Here is a 15734-nt window from a genome sequence, read left to right as displayed (position 1 = left end):
CGCAAACGCCCGCCGGCTTGGTGCGCAGGGGCGTCACACCGCCCCTCCTTTAAAGAAGCGTTTCGACGCTGAGGAAGCATCGTGTCGAAGCAAGTTTGAGCAGAGGCGGAATACCGGCGTGAACCGGTCCATCCGCAGCACCCTGTTCCGGTTCTTTGACTTGGCCTAGCAAGCCTTTCGGCCAGGAAAGGAGGCCATCGGCCGGGGCGTGGCCGTTCCGCCCTGGCAAGGCCTGTAGGTTCGTTCTTCCACTTTTTTGCCCACGCGGCTGTAGCCTCGTGCCCGACAGGATTTTTGCCTTCTCCCATGCTTCCTTCCGACCTGGCCGTTGACCTCGCCACGGTGGTCCACGGCGACACCCTATTCGCCGGGCCCGCCGCATTCCCCTGGCCAGCGCCAGCCCGGCTCCGGGTGCTACAACACGTACTGCCGCCACGGCCCCAAGCCGACGACGGCCGGAAAACCGCCTACGCCGTGGGCTCATACTTCGCCGCCGGTAGCGGGGGGCTGGTCGACCTACTCCCCCTCAGGGACGCCCGCAGGGCGTTGGATAACGCCTGCCGCGCCACCGGACGGAGCACGCCCCGGGGCTTTTACCGCGCACCGCCGGGCGTTGAGTTCGGCTTTCTCACCGGCGTGGCCCGCCAGTTCAACCCCGCCGAGCCGGCAACAATCACGACGGGTGGTCCGCGCGATTCGCGCCCCACCGTGCCCCGGCCTCGCTGGTAAGCACATACTCCTTTCATCTAATTCCTCTTTCCATGGCCAGCTCCCTTTACCCAGGTTACACGCCGCCCAGCTTACAGCACGTCGACATCATTGAGGTCGCCGGGCGCCAGTATTGGTGTAAGACCTTTCAGTGCACTGAGCAGCAATTGCGGGCGGCAGTGGCCGCGGTCGGCCACGACGTCAACAAAGTCCGCGAGCACGTGCACGGAAAGGGGTACCGCCCGTAACCCCAGCTACGAGCATCGGGGCGGCGGTTTTCTGACCCGAGCCTTTCCCAGGCAGCGGCGCCGTATGCGTACATAGGGTGTACCGCACTGGAGGCCTTCTAACTTCACGTAAAACTTCCCCGCAAGGAAGCAGTAACCGCTATGCCCCCGCGACAGGAGTAGGTTTATTTGCTTAGATGCATAGCCTCGCCTCGATAAGGAGGTACGTCAGTCCCGGATGGGTCAGCGGCCCGTCTGCAACGCCTGGCGCAACAGCGGGAGGGGGTGCAGCCGCTGGGGCACCCCGAAGGCGTTGCGGAGGCGGTTGTATTCAACCGGGGCGAGGGCAATCACCGCCACGCAGCGCGCGCCGTGAAACACGGCCAACTCCCAGGGCCCCTCGTTTTGCACCACCGTCCCGAGGCACTCGTTGGGGTAATCACGCAGGTGGAACAAGGCGTCGCGCATCCCCCGCAAACGGGGGAACGACCATTTATGATGCATGCGACCAACATATTTATTAATCTATAAAACTCTGTTTATCTGTTAATTAATGCACAAAAGGCTTTTATTCTCTCAACGCGTCATCGCTTTAAGAGAAAAGGGCACCGCTAAACCCTGGCCGATGTTGTCCTCTGGAGAGGACCCTTGTCTGGGCAAATGTATCCCAGGGTCCGAACGACAAGCAAGCACTGCGAATGCGTCGTCACTGGCGGAGCGACGGCTCTGCTGCAAGAACGCCGCGGACGCGTAAAAACGTATTCTTCTTATCGTCAAGCCCTGACACACAGTACGGAAGGATTTACCAACCCCTCGTGCCTGGAGCCCGTTACTGACCCGAAGCCTACGCCCGGGTGGGCGAGGGAAACAACCATTATTCCCCTCTACCACGTTTTCCCCGCTCCGTGACGGATTTCGCCGCTTTGTTCCTGCACCAGGCGGAAGCCAGTGCCCACGTGCAGTTCGCGTACGACCCCGTCGCTGGCCGCGTGGCCTACGTCAACCCGGCCTGCGAAGCCGTGCTCGGCGGCACCCGGGCCGGGGTCAACGCCGAGTGGCCCGGCCTGCTGGCCCGCCTGCACCCCGACGACCGCCCCTACCTGGCCCGCTGCTGGCAGCCGTGGCAGCAGGGCCGGCTGGTGGAGGAGATTGAACTGCGCCTGCAGGACGCCGACGCGCCGGACCAAACCTTCTGCCTGACGCCGACTTACCTGCCCGCGGCCGATGGGGGCCCTGGCTCGTGGGCACCGTGCGCGACATCAGCGCGGCCAAGCGCCACCAGGCCAATTCCGATGCCTTCAACGCCCGCAAGAACGCCGTGCTGGAAATCCTCTCCCACGACCTGAACGGCTCGTTCGCCCTGGTGCAGCAAATCGCCGACTTCCTACGCCAGGAACTGCCGGCCGCGGCTGGAGCGCGCGTGCCAGAGCTACTAAGCGTACTCGAGCGCACCAGCCGCCGCAGCCGCCGCATGATTCGCGAGCTCGTGGAAGTGGAGTTCCTCACCTCGGCCAACACGGACCTCAAGCGCGACCGCGTGGACGTCGGGGCCGTGTTGCGCCCGCCCCTGGAGGAACTGCAACGCTGTCACGGGCTGCTGGGCCAGCGGTTCACCTATGCCTTGCCGGCCAAACCCGTGTACGCGCTCCTGGACGTCAACAAGATGACGCAGGTGCTTACCAACCTGCTCAGCAACACCCTCAAGTTCACGCCCGACGGCGGGCAGGTCAGCGTGGCGGTGGAGGCGGCCCCGGGCGGGGTGCGCCTGCAGGTCCGCGACACCGACGTGGGCATCCCGGCCGACCGGCAGCCCGTGCTGTTCGAGCGCTTCACCCCCGCCCGCCGCCGCGGCCTGCGGGGCGAAGAAACCACGGGCCTGGGCCTGGCCCTGTGCAAGACCATTGTGGAGTGGCACCACGGCACCATCGGCGTGGTGAGCGCCGAGGGCCAGGGCAGTACCTTCACCGTGGAGATTCCCGGGGCCGACGCTTAAGGACGGTGGGCGGGTTGTGCTTGGTGCAGCGGGGCCAGCGCCCCGGCGGCAGGCATTGGCCCCGCTGAGTGCCAACGCGGAAGCAATTCCTGCAGCCCGTCGAGTACCGGGTCGATTTCCAGGGCCGCGGCCGGGCCACAATCCGGGCGCCACGGGCGTTGCGAGACGCGGTAGGAGAGGTTGTGCCACGAGAGACGGGTCGGGCGGAAGCGGTGGCCGTGGGTAAGCCAATAATTGCAAGCCCGGGCAAATGGTCAGGGGCAGGACCCGTTGGGTCCTGTTTTCGGTGGGGCCAATCATCCTCCCCGTGTGACGATTCGTAGTCCCAATCCATCCGTTGGTCGATTCGACCGGGCGAGTGGCAATCCGCAGGCCCCTGCCCGGGCGTAAAGTCGGCGCCCCCCGCGGGGTCACCGCCATTTTTCGCCATGTCACACGAGTACGCCCTGTGGAAACAGGAGCTGCGCCGGGCCGTTGGGTGCCTGCGCGAAGTCCCCTTTCGGAGCCCTGCCTGCGGGTCACCGGCCGAAGGGGACGAATCTTCTCTTCGACGGGCCCTGGCCCACTTGTACCACGAGTGCCGTTTCCCGGCCTTCGTGGCACTGGAAGCCTGGCGCCAGGCCGGCCTGGACGCGGCCGCCGGAGCCGAGCTCGTGGCCTTCCAGCACCGGCTCGACGCCTACGACGAGCCCGACACCGACGCCGAGCTCGCGGCCGACCCGCGCTGGCACGCCATTCAGCGCCACGCGGCCCGGGTCCAGGCCCTGCTGGCGTAGACCGCTGGCCAGGGGAATAAGGCTATCGAATAAAAGGTTAACGCCTGGGGGCCCCTGGTGCCGTTGCGGATGGCCACGGGCGGGCCACCCGCGTCTGCGGTTTCGCTCCAGCATCAGCTCTTGGTGTGGTTCAAGCTGGGGGCATGCGCGGGCACCGCGACGAGGCCTGGCTGAAAAAAGTAGTCGTTAAAGCCACGCGCGTAAAGCACTGCCCTGGCAGACTGGCCCGGGGTGGGCCTTGCCCGCACCAGCGTGCTGATAACCGCCCCTTCGTAGTCAGCCGGCTGGGGCAGCAACAGTTATTCAAAATCGGAGCCGAGTACGTCGGGGTGGTAAGTTGCTATGCCGCAAAGAGAGAGGGCTGGAAACGGGCGAAGGTTGGTGAAAAGCGCTGCCGCACGTGTTTCAAATTTTGAAACGACGCTGCACCCCGTCCACAAAACAGTCGCAGGCGGCCCCATCCCCGCAAACCGGGCATGGGGCCAGGGCGGTGCAGAAATAAGAGAGGTGCCTCAGGGCGGTGGGTGCCACTTTCGGGTTGAGCCAGTAGCTCATCGTCAGCCCCTCCACTTCCACGTCCAGCAGCCCGCTTTAGCGCAAGGCCACTAGGTGGGCGGAGACCGTGGTGCGCGGCAGGGGCCGCGGTGATTTCTCCTGACAGTCGCCGCTTGCGGTCGGCAAGCAGGCGCAGGATGGCCAGGCGCACGGGATGGGCCAGGGCGAGGGTAACGCGCACGAGTTCCTTATCCGTGGCCGGGGAGAGCGGTTTTTTGTCGATTGGCATGGGGGGCAACCAAGCCATTGACGTAAAAATACGTCAATGGCTTGGTTGCCCCTTTGGGTTCTCAATCCTTGTCGGTCCTGGCGAGCAACCTTAAGTCCCCGCCTCTTCGTCAAAATCCAGTAACTCTTTCAGCGGCAGGTGCAACGCCAGGGCCAGGGAGGCGAGCACGTCCAGCGAGGCCACTTGTGTGCCGGCTTCCACCCGCTGCACCGTGGGCCAGCTCAATTCTGCTTCGTCGGCCAAGGCTTGCTGGCTGAGCCCGCGGGCCTTGCGCAAGCGGCGCAGGTGCTCGCCGAAAGCTTGAACGAGGGCCGGGTGTTTCACGGGTCGAAGGACCGGCAAGCGCCAAGCTTTTAACTTATTGGATGCGATATAAATAGGGCACTCAACCGTATATTTGTGGGCCGCAGCTGCACCGGCTGGGCACCATCCTTCCCCATGCTCAAACCCGCTTACTGGTTCCTCGCTTCGGGGGCCCTGCTCCAACTCTTTGGCTGCGAGACCCTGACCAAGTACCGCTTGAGCGGCACCTACTATCGCCACAACCCCGACAGCACGGCAACGCTGGCGGTGTAGAAGCTGCGCCTCACGAACACGAAATTCATCCTGTCTATGCCCACGACCGGGGACATTGCCATGGACTACTCCGTCGAGAAGGATGTCATCTACGTGGGCGGCCAGCCCAGCCAGCTCTGTTTCACCATGGACGGGTTGGGCGTCATTAGCAACAAAGGGCTGGTGGGCATTGAAGGTACCTACATCAAAGAAGCCGAAGCGGAGTAAGCGGGCTTGACGCCGGACGCTCGCCGCTCTTTCTTTTCCGTTGGCTCTATCCACTCAACTCCATTGTCCATGCCCTCGTACCTTCCCATGGCCCAGGCTATCACCCCGCAAGGTGCGGTGTGGTACGTGGCCCAGGCCCGGTCCCACCACGGCTTTGTGGTGCAGCGCCGCTACCGCGGCGTAGGCACTCCTTTTTACAGAAAACACTATCCTTACCCTTCGGATTTATGGGCAGGTTACCAGTATGCGGAAGCGTACCTGGAACCTTTTCTGAATCCCAGCGCCGTGCAGGCCGCGGGGCTCTGCGCGACCACTATTCGACAGTGGGCAGCCGCTCACCCGGACGAAATATTTACTCATCCCACCTACGCCAGCTTGTGCCTGCGCTGGGGCGAAAACGCGCACGGGTATCGTGTGGAGGAGTTCCGCGAACCAGCGCTCACCCCCGATACGCTGCCCTTCACCCCCCACACGTGCTGGGAGTCAGGCACTACCTATTACCAGTGGGCGGCAGGCCCCAACGTCGAAATCGATTTGTGGGAGCGGATTCGCGTGCCTGCCCGTTTGCAAAATCACCTGCGCGAAATAGGACGGGAAGGCCGATGGTCCGGGTGGTACACCACCGACTACCGGGCGCTGGACCAAGCACTGGCGACCCAGGGCCGGCGCCTGGCTTTGGCTCAGCCGCGAATGGGCTATGGGGTCTTCACACAAGAAGGCGGCGAATTGGAAGTGCTCATGACCGCGGACACGGCTGAAGAAGCCCAGGCGTATTTTGCCGCCTTGCCCGCCGTTCCGTTTACGTACCATTGCCCCCCCGTCGGTGGCACCTTCACCTGCTTGGGCAGTTGGGTGCAGTGGCCAGGCCAGGTTCCGGAATGGCTCAATTTGGGTGAGAAATACGTGGTGCTGGTGCCCGAGCATAAAGAGTTTCTATTACAATCTTGCGCGGCCAGTGCACTCCCGCTCACGCGGACGTATGTCGGCGAGTTGTCGGAGCAGGACATGCCCTTAAGCGTGCCCTTGGTGACGCTGGCCGCAGTGCTGGCCACCGCGGGCTTGGTTCGCTGGCAACTGGCCGAAGCCTTGGGGTGGTCCATGGAGGAACTCAGCGAGCGGGAACAGAATCCTGGTGGCTTGACCCTGGCAGATGTTGAACGCATTGGTGCGCTAACGCAACGACCGGTTGAGCACCTGCTGATGCAACTGCGCGAAGAGATGCGGGCGCGCGCCAGTGGCAAAAGGGGCCACTGCTCCAGCCAGCGTGCCGGCCTAAGGTCCGGCAAAGAGTGCCTTAATACCGGAGTAGGCTCCTGCTTCAGCTCATCGTATCCCGGGAATGGTTTGCGCGGGGTAGGAACGACCGAACATTCGCTGAGGTCATCGGTGCTCATTTGAAGTTACGCTACCTTGTCTTTTCATTTGTCCATGATTAATAAGCTCGAATCCGAGATTCGCTCGGCCCTGCTGGGCCTGGCCGTGGGCGACGCCTTGGGCGTGCCCGTTGAGTTTACCTCCCGCCAAAACCGCCAGCGCGACCCCGTAATGGGGATGCGCGCCTACGGCACCCACCACCAGCCGGCCGGTACCTGGTCCGATGATGCCTCGTTAACCTTTTGCCTGGCCGAGGCGCTGGCGGAGAAACTCTATTCCGTGCGCCAGCTGGCCGATAACTGCGTCCGCTGGGTGGAGGAGGGGTTCTGGACGCCCCAAGGCCGTGTGTTCGACATCGGCATCACCACGCGGGAAGCTTTGAACAAACTCAAGAAACAAGGCAAAAACGCGTCTCCGCTGGTCGGGGGAAAGGATGAGATGAGCAACGGCAACGGGGCCTTGATGCGCATCTTGCCGCTGGCGTTTTACCATTCAGGGCATGATTTACAAGCCCGCTTCCAGCTAATTCGGGAAGCCTCGGCCATCACCCACGGCCACGTGCGCTCGGCCATTGCCAGCTTTTTGTATCTGGAAATGGCCGGGCATACGCGGCAGGGGCTGGCGCCCCCTGCCGCGTATGCCCGGCTCTGTGCCCAAGCGCCTGCCCAACTAGCAGAGTTGAGCATCGCGGAGAAAGAGCTCGCGCATTTCCAACGCATCCTGGGCGGGGAGTTGATGAACTTACCCGAGTCCGCCATTGCCAGCAGCGGCTACGTGGTGCACACGCTGGAGGCCGCTTTCTGGTGCTTGCTGAAGTACGACACCTATGCCGCCACCGTGCTGGCCGCGGTCAACCTCGGCGAGGACACGGACACCACCGGCGCCGTCGTTGGGGGCCTGGCGGGAATTTGCTACGGGGAGAAAGCCATCCCCGCAGCATGGCTCGACGTCTTGGTTCGTCGAACGGATATTGAACACTTGGCTCACCGCATGGCGCAAGCCTGCGCCCCGGCCTCATTGCCCCGCCCAATTCCGAACAGCTACTGGGCTACCGAACAGGTGCTGGGGGCTGAATATCCAGGGGATAAAGATTTAGTTAAAGCGAAGGCTAAAATTACCGCCTTGCTCGCGGCCGGCATTACCGATTTCTATGACCTAACGGAAGCGCACGAATTGACTTCTTACGAGCCCTTGCTCGAGGAACTGGCGAGCGCAAAAGGGATTGATATTACTTACCAGCGTTACCCAATCAAGGACGTGGATGTGCCTGATTCGGCTACGCTCGAGGCGGTGTTAAGCGCCCTGGCTGATACAGTACATGCAGGCCGCAAAGCGGCGGTTCACTGCTGGGGCGGGGTAGGGCGCACGGGTACAATCTTGGGTTGTTACTTGGTTCGAGCCCAGAATTTGAGCGGAAGCCAAGCCCTGGCCCGAATTGCTCAGGAATGGCAAGGAGTGGAAAAGCAAAACCGCAAACCGAATTCGCCGGAAACGGCGGCCCAGTGCCGGATGGTGGAGACATTTGAATAAACAAGGCCTCGGCGAACCCTGCATTTGCCAATCCTCGAAGAGTATCCTCGACGGCCCGCCTAAGAGTTCTACTTCCCTCAGCGAAATGGTAGCCGTTGGTCCACACCTTGCCCTTCGCCTGCGAAGGGTTGCCATCGCCGACAAAATCGCGTGAGCTGACCAGAACAAAGGCTAAAACTTCTTTGGGAACGAGCAGCTCTCGTGAGTCCGCATGGCGTTGCGTTGGGGTCGGAGTAGGAGAGGATAAGGTGGAATCCATACATCACCCCCGGCGAGCGCAGCAACTACCTGAGCAACGAAATTAGCGGCGGGCATGGCGGCTGGTTTTAGGGGTGCGCTGATAGCTTTCGCTTTGCAAGGCCGCCAGGATGTCGGCCCGCATGAAGTAGGAGCGAGCCCCTAGCTTGTGCACGCGAAGTTTTCCAGTCCGGACGTACTCGTGCACCGTTTGCCGGCAGCAATCCAATAATTTGGCCGTCTCTTGAACGGTGTAGGGGTGGAGGTCTTCCTCGGCAGAAGGGGCGGAGGCCATGGCTTTGCGGACCTCTTCCTGGACCACTTTGCGGACCTCGTCAAGCAACTCCTGCGGCGTCAACTCGTAAATGTGTACCTGTTTCATTAATTAGGCTCCTTCGTTGAAGTGCGAAGGCGCCGCATAGATGGCAGGTAGAAAAGCTATTAGACTAGCGTGAAACGACACGGATTGCTCTAATGCGACACTAGGGCCTATTTGTCATAATTAGGCCACTTCCGTGCAGGCTCGCCGGACGTTTTGCTCATCATGCCTTCCGGTTTCATTTCTGGTTTCACTTCTGCCAGCTTTATGCCGACACAACGTACTCAACTGGCTCCCTCTGCATAGGCCCAGGTAGATTCCTTTTCCTCGCTTTGTTCCGCGATGTTGCGATAGCGTTTAAACGACTGCGGGCCGTGGTGGCAGGTCGCTGTCATCACGGCCCGCGCCCACAGGCTTCGCTTGAGTGAGAGGATTAAAAAGGAGAGCGGCCCAGTGCCCCAGCGAGGTGCTTGAATACTTCAGGTCGTGCCGGCTGCTCTGGCCCAGCTCACAAAAAGTCACTGGCTTTTCTCGGTGGCTAAGCAGGATTCCGTTGCAGTTCGAGCAAGGGAATGGTTGGCCTGCCCTGGCTTTGTTCGTGTCCGCCGCAAAGCTTCCCACCCAATCATCGCCGAGCAAAAAATCAGCGGCCGCGGGAATCAATAAAATCGCACTGTCCCAGAAAACGTCCCAGGTAAAAGCAAAAACGCCCTCTGCATGGCGCAGAGGGCGTTTTTAGTAGTCCGTAGGGGAATCGAACCCCTGTTGGTAGAATGAAAATCTACTGTCCTAACCCCTAGACGAACGGACCGTTTTTGTTTTGGTGGTGCAAAGATACAGGGCGCCGCGTTCAATGCAAGTCCAGGCCTGAAAAAAAGTGCTGCACAGACGAAAATGCCTTGTTTTTCAGGCGCAAAGATTTTTGGTGAATCTACTGCCCGTTGCTGGTGAGGGAAGAAAGAGCGGCTTGCTGGTTATCCATTGGCAGGAGCTGTTCGTAGGGGAATAGTTGGGAGCGAGGAAAGCCCAGGATTAGCGAACCCGAACAAGCCTGCTATCTTCGCCCCGCGTTTCAACCGGCTGCCAGTGTGGCGGCCAGTCACTCTTTTTTCCTGTTTTGCTATGGCAAAAATTAAAGTCGCCATCAACGGCTTCGGCCGCATTGGCCGCCTCACTTTCAAGTCGCTGCTGGGCCGCGACAACGTGGAAATCGTCGCCATCAACGACTTGACCGACAACAAGACGCTGGCGCACCTGCTGAAGTACGACTCCGTACACGGCCGCTTCGATGGCACCGTGACCTACGACGAGGAGAGCCTGACCGTGAACGGCCAGCGCATTCACGCCCTCGCCGAGCGCGACCCCAAGCTGCTCCCCTGGGGCACGATGGGCGTCGACGTGGTGCTCGAGTCCACTGGCCGCTTCGTGGACGAAGCCGGTGCGGGCCAGCACCTGACCGCGGGTTGCAAAAAAGTCGTGATTTCCGCTCCGGCCACCGGCAACATCCCTACCGTGGTACTGGGCGTGAACGAGGACATCCTCACCGGCGAGGAAACCATTCTCAGCAACGCCAGCTGCACCACCAACTGCCTGGCCCCGATGGCCAAGGTGCTGGACGATGCTTTCGGCATTGAGAAGGGCTACATCACCACGGTGCACGCCTACACGTCGGACCAAAACCTGCAGGACGCGCCGCACAAGGACCTGCGCCGTGCCCGCGCCGCTGCCTACAGCATCATCCCCACCAGTACCGGCGCCGCCAAAGCCGTGGGCCTGGTGCTGCCCAAGCTGAAAGGCAAGCTCGACGGCCTGGCCATGCGCGTGCCCGTGCCCGACGGCTCGATGACCGACCTGACCGTCATCCTGAAGCGTGAAGTGACCAAGGAGGAAATCAATGCGGCCCTGAAAGCAGCGGCCGACGGCCCCCTGAAAGGCATCATTGAGTACGCCACCGACCCGCTCGTGAGCATCGACATCGTGGGCAACCCCCACAGCTGCGTATTCGACTCCGAATTGACGTCGGCCAACGGCACGCTGGCCAAGGTCATCGGCTGGTACGACAACGAATTTGGCTACTCGACCCGCACGGCCGACCTGATTCAGAAGCTCGGCGAGCAGATGAACGGCTAATTTGCAGATTGTTTGATGTGCTGATGTGCTCATTTGACAACGAAGCAGCTAAAAAAGCCTGCCCCACGGCAGGCTTTTTTTGTAAATTAAGGAGGATGATTTTTGCCCCTAGGCTCGGTCGCAACGGCTGATGACCCGTCTCCCTACCACGTCGACTAGTCAACGTATCCGCACATCAGCTTATCGAGTACTTAGCACATCAACCCGTGCCCAAAACCTGTTTCATTCTCAACCCCAAAGCGGGCCCCAGCCGCCGCCACGACATGCCGGCGCTGATTGCCCAGCATTTTGGGGCCTTGGAAGCCGACTACGAAATCTGGCCCACCCAATACGCCGGGCACGCCGTGGAACTGGCCCGGCAGGCGGCGTCCGAAGGGTTTCGGGTGGTGGCGGCCGTGGGCGGCGACGGCACCGTGAACGAGGTGGGCCGCGGCCTGCTGGGCACCGACGTGGCCCTGGGCATCGTGCCGCAGGGCTCGGGCAATGGCCTGGCCCGCCACCTGAAGGTGCCGCTGGCGCTGCCGGCGGCATTGCGGCGGCTGGCCGCGCCCGATTTCAGCCGCATGGACGTGGGCGTGATGAACGGCCACCCGTTTTTCTGCACGGCCGGGTTGGGGTTTGATGCGCACGTGAGCCAGCACTTTGCCCAGGCCGGTTCGCGCGGGCTGAGTACCTATTTGCGGGTGACGCTGCGCGAGTACCGCCGCTACCAGCCCGTGCCCGTGCGCGTGGACCTGGACGGCCGCGTGGAAACGACGAACTGCTACGTGTTGGCTTTCGCCAATGCCTCGCAGTACGGCAACAACGCCTACATCGCGCCCCTGGCCGACCTGCGCGATGGCCTGCTCGACGTGTGCCTCATTGACGCACTGCCCGTGGGCCGGGCCATCAAGGTGAGTTTGGGCATGGCCTTGGGCAACCTGCCCCAGTCGAAGGCCGCGGAGTATTTTCGGGTCTCTAAGGGCAGGGTGACGGCCCAGGCGCCCATCGGCTTCCACGTGGACGGCGACTACCTGGGGCACGCCACTGAGTTTGAAGTAGAGCTGTTGCCGCTGGCACTGGCCGTGGCTGTCTGAACAAACTAAGGCATGAACAACAAGCGTTATGAAAGCTGATAAAAACCAACGGCAAGGCGTGGTGTATTCCACCAATCCTGATTTTGCTTACCAAACCGACGAGCCGGCTGCCGCTATCACCTTGCCACCCCAGCAGCAGCAGCTTCGGGTGCAGCTTGACAAAAAGCAACGCGGCGGCAAGCAGGTGACGCTCGTGACCGGGTTTGTGGGCACCGACGCCGACTTGCAGGTGCTGGGCAAACTGCTCAAAACCAAATGCGGCGTGGGCGGCAGCGCCAAAGACGGCGAAATTGTGGTGCAGGGCGACTTTCGCGACAAGGTGCTTGACGTGTTGGTGAAAGAAGGCTACAAGGCCAAAAAAACCGGGGGCTAGGGCCGGCCGGCATCTCAATGCGGGCGGGGCCGTATTGAGGTGGTGGTTGCTCACCTTTTGCCCGCCTTGGTGCTTCAATTTCCTGCCGTCTCCGAAGCCGCCCGCGACGTGACCACCGTGCACGGCCAAGCCGAAAGCGGCGTCATTGAGGCGGTGCTGTGGCTGAAATTGGGGGTAGAAACCATCGGGGCCGTGATTATTGCGCTGGGCATTCTCAGCGCGGCCTGGCTGCTGGTGAAAGCGGTGGTGCGCCGGCAAACCGCCGACTTCACCGCCATTCGCCTCGCACTGGCGCGCTACCTGGCCCTGGCGCTGGAATTCCAGCTGGGGGCCGACATCCTTTCCACGGCCATTGCCCCCAGTTGGGAGCAGATTGGCAAGCTGGGGGCCATTGCCGTCATCCGGACGGCCCTCAACTATTTTCTGTCCAAAGAAATGCGCGAAGAGCGCCGGGAAATGACTCCGGAAGGCCACGTGGTCGACCGCGCGGAGAACTAACTCGCCAGCCGTGCGCGGGCCTTTTCGGCGTCCTCGGGCGTGTCGATGCCAAACGCATCCAGCTCGGTTTCGGCGCAGCGAATGCGGAAACCGGCTTCCAGCCACCGCAGCTGTTCCAGGCTTTCGGCGGCTTCGAGTGGCGACACCGGCAGCTGCGTGAGCTGGGCCAGCACGGCGGGCTTGTAGGCGTACAGGCCCAGGTGGCGCAGGTAGCGGTGGTGCGCCAGCCACTGGGCGGGCTCGCGGCCGCGCTGGTAGGGCAGGGGGTGGCGGCTGAAGTACAGTGCCTCGCTCCGCTGGTTGAGCACCACCTTGGGCAGGTGCGGGCTGAACAATTCTTCTTCCGACACCACGGGCTTGACCAGCGTGGCGATGTCGGGCGCGGTGGCCGCGTCGGCAAACAAGTCGGCCAGCGCGTTGATTTGAGCGGGGTTGATGAAGGGCTCGTCGCCCTGAATGTTGACGATGCAGTGCACGTCGGAGGGGCTGCCCAGCTGCTGGAAAGCTTCCCAGAGGCGGTCGGTGCCGGAGGGGTGGTCGGGGTGGGTGAGCACGGCCTCGCCCCCAAAGTCCTGCACGTACTGCAGAATGCGGGCATCGTCGGTGGCCACCACTACCCGGGCCAGGTTGGCCTGGCGGGCCTGCGTTACGACCCGCTCAATCATGCTTTTGCCGCCGAGGTCGATGAGGGGTTTGCCGGGCAGGCGGGTGGAGGCGAAACGGGCGGGAATGAGGCCAATGACCATGCGAAATGCGAAGAAGAGCGAAGACAACTGCGGGAATACTTTCCCAAAGAACGGCGGTTGCCTGCTTTTGGCAGGGTGCGGAGCCAATTCCCCGCGGGTTTTTGCGTTATTTTGCCTCTGCGGGCTGCTCGGCCGTCTCCCCGGGCGGGGTGGTGTAGATTTTGTAAGGTTGATTTTATGACGATAATTCTTTCGCTTTTCACGATGCTGGCCCTTGGTGGGCCCGGTCCGGGTAAAAGCGCACCCTCCAAAAGCGCCCCCACGGACTCCATTGGCGTGGAAATCCGGGGCGGGCAGCGTTTCGTGAAGCACCGCGTGGCGGCCGGCGAAACCCTCACGGCCCTCACTCGTCGCTACAAGGTGACCCTGGCGCAGCTCACGGCCGCCAACCCGCAAATCAAAAATGGGTTGGGCGTGGGGCAAATTGTTTTCGTGCCCCGGCCCGCCGCAGGCAAAGCAACCGCCGCACCCGCTACGGCTCCGGCCACGGCCAAAGCCCCCGCGACCGCGCCCGTCGCTCCGGCCGGCACTGTGCCCGCTCGCTACACCGTGGCCAAAGGCGAAACTCTGTTTGGCATTGCCCGGAAATTCCAGCTCACGCCCGACGACCTCATCCAGCTCAACAAGCTGCCCGCCAATGGCTCGGTGCGCGTGGGCCAGCAGCTGATTCTGACGGCCGCGCGGACCGGCGCGCCCGCCGCCGACACCCCCCCCACGGCTGCCACTCCCGCGCCAGTGCGCCCCGCCGAGTTGGAATCCATTCCGGCTACCCCCACGGCTGCCAAAACGCCCGCTCCCGCTCCCGACAAGCCCGCCCAAATAGCAACTGTGACCACCACTCCACCGGCGGAAACGGAGGAGGCGGAAGCCCGCACGCCCACTCGCGCCAGCGAGGTGCTGGCCCGCGTGGTAGAAAACGGCTTGGGTGCGCCCATCGAAAAAAGCGTGACCGACAAGTACCTCGCCTTGCACAAAACGGCTCCCGTGGGCACCATCATGCAGGTGCGCAACGCCATGAACGGCCAGTCGGTGTACGTGCGCGTAATTGGCAAATTGCCCGATACGGGCGAGAACAACAACATCCTGGTGCGCCTCTCGCCGCGCGCGGTGCAGAAGCTTGGCACCACGGATTCCCGTTTCCGCGTCGAGACGAATTACATCCCGCAGTAGCGGTGACGAGCCGACAGGGCAAACAGGCCGTCATGCAGAGCGTAGCGAAGCATCTCGCCCGTGGCAGTAATCCAATCGCAAAAAGGGTCACTGCTGCGGGCGAGATGCTTCGCTACGCTCTGCATGACGGCCTGCTTTGAGCGAGGCCCCAACAAAATGCACCTTCCCAACTTGAACATCAACCAGCTTCGTCGCCAACTCGACGCCCAGTACGAACAGTACAACCGCTCGGAGTTCATCCAAAACGACCCCATCCAGATTCCGCACCGCTTCACCCAGCGGCAGGACGTCGAAATCAGCGCGCTGTTTGCCGCGCTGCTGGCCTGGGGGCAGCGGCCCATCATCATCAGCAAGTGCAGTGAGCTGCTGCGCCGCATGGACGACGCCCCGCATCAGTTCGTTACCCAGCACCAGGACGAGGACCTGAAGCGCCTGCTGGGCTTCTGCCACCGCACCTTCTGCGATACCGACCTGCTGTATTTCGTGCACTTCCTGCGCGACTGGTACCGCCAGCACGACTCGCTAGAAACGGCGTTTCTGGTGGGCCACACGCAGCGGGAGCGGCTCATCAACTTTCACAACCGCTTTTTCAGCCTGCCCGATGCGCCGCCGCGCACCCGCAAGCACGTGGCCACGCCGGCCCGTAAGTCGGCCTGCAAGCGCGTGAACATGTACCTGCGCTGGCTGGTGCGTCGCGACAGCAACGGCGTCGATTTCGGCCTCTGGACTCGCCTCTCGCCGGCCGACCTCATCATGCCCATTGACCTGCACGTGGAGCGCCAGGCCCGCCCGCTAGGCCTGCTCACCCGCAAGCTGGTGGACTGGGAAGCGGCCGAGGAACTCACCGCCAACTTGCGCAAGCTGGACCCCGCCGACCCGGTGAAGTACGACTTCGCGCTGTTTGGGGCGGGCGTGGACAAGAACTAATGGGGCGCAGCATTATGGAAAAAGAATTCCGCTTACGCATTGTCAAAACATCTTCCCAGGCCAGAGTTTGGGGTCTTTTGGCG

At 62.3% G+C, this 15734-nt stretch carries 19 protein-coding genes and 1 tRNA gene; 15 read left to right on the top strand and 5 right to left on the bottom strand.

The annotated features are described in order from the left end of the window. Nucleotides 1–306: 306 nt before the first annotated feature. Both VF629_RS03635 and VF629_RS03630 read left to right on the top strand, forming a co-directional pair. Nucleotides 307–729, top strand: a complete 423-nt coding sequence (locus VF629_RS03635; RefSeq protein WP_331057092.1) for a hypothetical protein — start codon at nt 307–309, stop codon at nt 727–729. A 32-nt stretch (nt 730–761) separates the two neighbouring features. After that, nucleotides 762–956, top strand: coding sequence for a DUF3606 domain-containing protein (locus VF629_RS03630; RefSeq protein WP_331057091.1), 195 nt, complete (start codon nt 762–764; stop codon nt 954–956). 222 nt (nt 957–1178) lie between these two features. Here VF629_RS03630 and VF629_RS03625 read toward each other — a convergent pair whose 3' ends face one another. Next, complete coding sequence (locus VF629_RS03625; protein ID WP_331057090.1) at nt 1179–1403, bottom strand: hypothetical protein; 225 nt, start codon at nt 1401–1403, stop codon at nt 1179–1181. Between the two features lie 437 nt (nt 1404–1840). On the opposite strand from VF629_RS03625, the gene VF629_RS03620 reads away from it, so the two are divergent. The 3 genes from VF629_RS03620 (at nt 1841) to VF629_RS03610 (ending at nt 3704) form a co-directional block, all read left to right on the top strand. Then, the gene (locus VF629_RS03620; protein ID WP_331057089.1) at nt 1841–2281 is read left to right on the top strand and encodes a PAS domain-containing protein; all 441 of its coding nucleotides are present in this window, start codon (nt 1841–1843) and stop codon (nt 2279–2281) included. Further along, complete coding sequence (locus tag VF629_RS03615) at nt 2185–2928, top strand: HAMP domain-containing sensor histidine kinase (RefSeq protein ID WP_331057088.1); 744 nt, start codon at nt 2185–2187, stop codon at nt 2926–2928. The genes VF629_RS03620 and VF629_RS03615 overlap by 97 nt, the downstream gene beginning before the upstream one ends. A gap of 428 nt (nt 2929–3356) precedes the next feature. Further along, on the top strand, nt 3357–3704 hold the full coding sequence (locus tag VF629_RS03610) for a hypothetical protein (RefSeq protein ID WP_331057087.1): 348 nt from the start codon (nt 3357–3359) through the stop codon (nt 3702–3704). 874 nt (nt 3705–4578) lie between these two features. On the opposite strand, the gene VF629_RS03605 is transcribed toward VF629_RS03610, so the two are convergent. Then, a complete protein-coding gene (locus VF629_RS03605) occupies nt 4579–4812 on the bottom strand; it encodes a helix-turn-helix transcriptional regulator (protein WP_331057086.1) in 234 nt (77 codons plus the stop codon). 114 nt (nt 4813–4926) lie between these two features. Between VF629_RS03605 and VF629_RS03600 the strand changes: the two genes are divergently transcribed. From VF629_RS03600 to VF629_RS03585, 4 genes are all read left to right on the top strand, one after another. After that, the gene (locus VF629_RS03600; RefSeq protein ID WP_331057085.1) at nt 4927–5064 is read left to right on the top strand and encodes a hypothetical protein; all 138 of its coding nucleotides are present in this window, start codon (nt 4927–4929) and stop codon (nt 5062–5064) included. Between the two features lie 36 nt (nt 5065–5100). Beyond that, on the top strand, nt 5101–5271 hold the full coding sequence (locus tag VF629_RS03595; RefSeq protein ID WP_331057084.1) for a hypothetical protein: 171 nt from the start codon (nt 5101–5103) through the stop codon (nt 5269–5271). Nucleotides 5272–5340: 69 nt separating this feature from the next. Continuing rightward, on the top strand, nt 5341–6669 hold the full coding sequence (locus VF629_RS03590; protein WP_331057083.1) for a hypothetical protein: 1329 nt from the start codon (nt 5341–5343) through the stop codon (nt 6667–6669). A 30-nt stretch (nt 6670–6699) separates the two neighbouring features. Next, nucleotides 6700–8175 (top strand): ADP-ribosylglycohydrolase family protein, encoded by a 1476-nt coding sequence (locus VF629_RS03585; protein WP_331057082.1) that lies wholly within the window; start codon nt 6700–6702, stop codon nt 8173–8175. Nucleotides 8176–8476: 301 nt separating this feature from the next. Here the strand turns inward: VF629_RS03585 and VF629_RS03580 are convergent, their stop codons facing one another. Together VF629_RS03580 and VF629_RS03575 are read right to left on the bottom strand one after the other, a co-directional pair. After that, nucleotides 8477–8794, bottom strand: a complete 318-nt coding sequence (locus VF629_RS03580) for a helix-turn-helix domain-containing protein (RefSeq protein WP_331057081.1) — start codon at nt 8792–8794, stop codon at nt 8477–8479. A gap of 676 nt (nt 8795–9470) precedes the next feature. Then, a tRNA-Glu gene (locus VF629_RS03575) sits at nt 9471–9542 on the bottom strand. Nucleotides 9543–9853: 311 nt separating this feature from the next. Between VF629_RS03575 and gap the strand changes: the two genes are divergently transcribed. The 4 genes from gap to VF629_RS03555 all read left to right on the top strand — a co-directional run bounded on the left by gap (nt 9854) and on the right by VF629_RS03555 (nt 12808). After that, nucleotides 9854–10861 (top strand): type I glyceraldehyde-3-phosphate dehydrogenase, encoded by a 1008-nt coding sequence (gap, locus tag VF629_RS03570; protein ID WP_331057080.1) that lies wholly within the window; start codon nt 9854–9856, stop codon nt 10859–10861. A 206-nt stretch (nt 10862–11067) separates the two neighbouring features. Then, nucleotides 11068–11937, top strand: a complete 870-nt coding sequence (locus tag VF629_RS03565) for a diacylglycerol kinase family protein (protein ID WP_331057079.1) — start codon at nt 11068–11070, stop codon at nt 11935–11937. Nucleotides 11938–11965: 28 nt separating this feature from the next. Continuing rightward, entirely contained in the window at nt 11966–12310 is a 345-nt protein-coding gene (locus VF629_RS03560) for a translation initiation factor (RefSeq protein ID WP_331057078.1), read from the top strand. A gap of 69 nt (nt 12311–12379) precedes the next feature. Further along, a complete protein-coding gene (locus tag VF629_RS03555) occupies nt 12380–12808 on the top strand; it encodes a DUF1622 domain-containing protein (RefSeq protein ID WP_331057077.1) in 429 nt (142 codons plus the stop codon). Here the strand turns inward: VF629_RS03555 and kdsB are convergent. Then, nucleotides 12805–13554: a 3-deoxy-manno-octulosonate cytidylyltransferase gene (gene kdsB / locus VF629_RS03550; RefSeq protein WP_331057076.1), complete on the bottom strand. Its 750-nt coding sequence runs from the start codon at nt 13552–13554 to the stop codon at nt 12805–12807. The two genes, VF629_RS03555 and kdsB, sit on opposite strands and share 4 nt — an antisense overlap. A 177-nt stretch (nt 13555–13731) precedes the next feature. Between kdsB and VF629_RS03545 the strand changes: the two genes are divergently transcribed. Both VF629_RS03545 and VF629_RS03540 read left to right on the top strand, forming a co-directional pair. Then, nucleotides 13732–14724, top strand: a complete 993-nt coding sequence (locus VF629_RS03545) for a LysM peptidoglycan-binding domain-containing protein (protein WP_331057075.1) — start codon at nt 13732–13734, stop codon at nt 14722–14724. Between the two features lie 156 nt (nt 14725–14880). Further along, nucleotides 14881–15651 (top strand): TIGR02757 family protein, encoded by a 771-nt coding sequence (locus VF629_RS03540; protein WP_331057074.1) that lies wholly within the window; start codon nt 14881–14883, stop codon nt 15649–15651. The last annotated feature ends 83 nt before the right edge of the window (nt 15652–15734 follow it).

Origin of the sequence: Hymenobacter sp., from assembly GCF_036388155.1 — a bacterium.
Classification (GTDB): domain Bacteria; phylum Bacteroidota; class Bacteroidia; order Cytophagales; family Hymenobacteraceae; genus Hymenobacter.
This window is presented reverse-complemented; position numbering and strand designations above follow the sequence as displayed.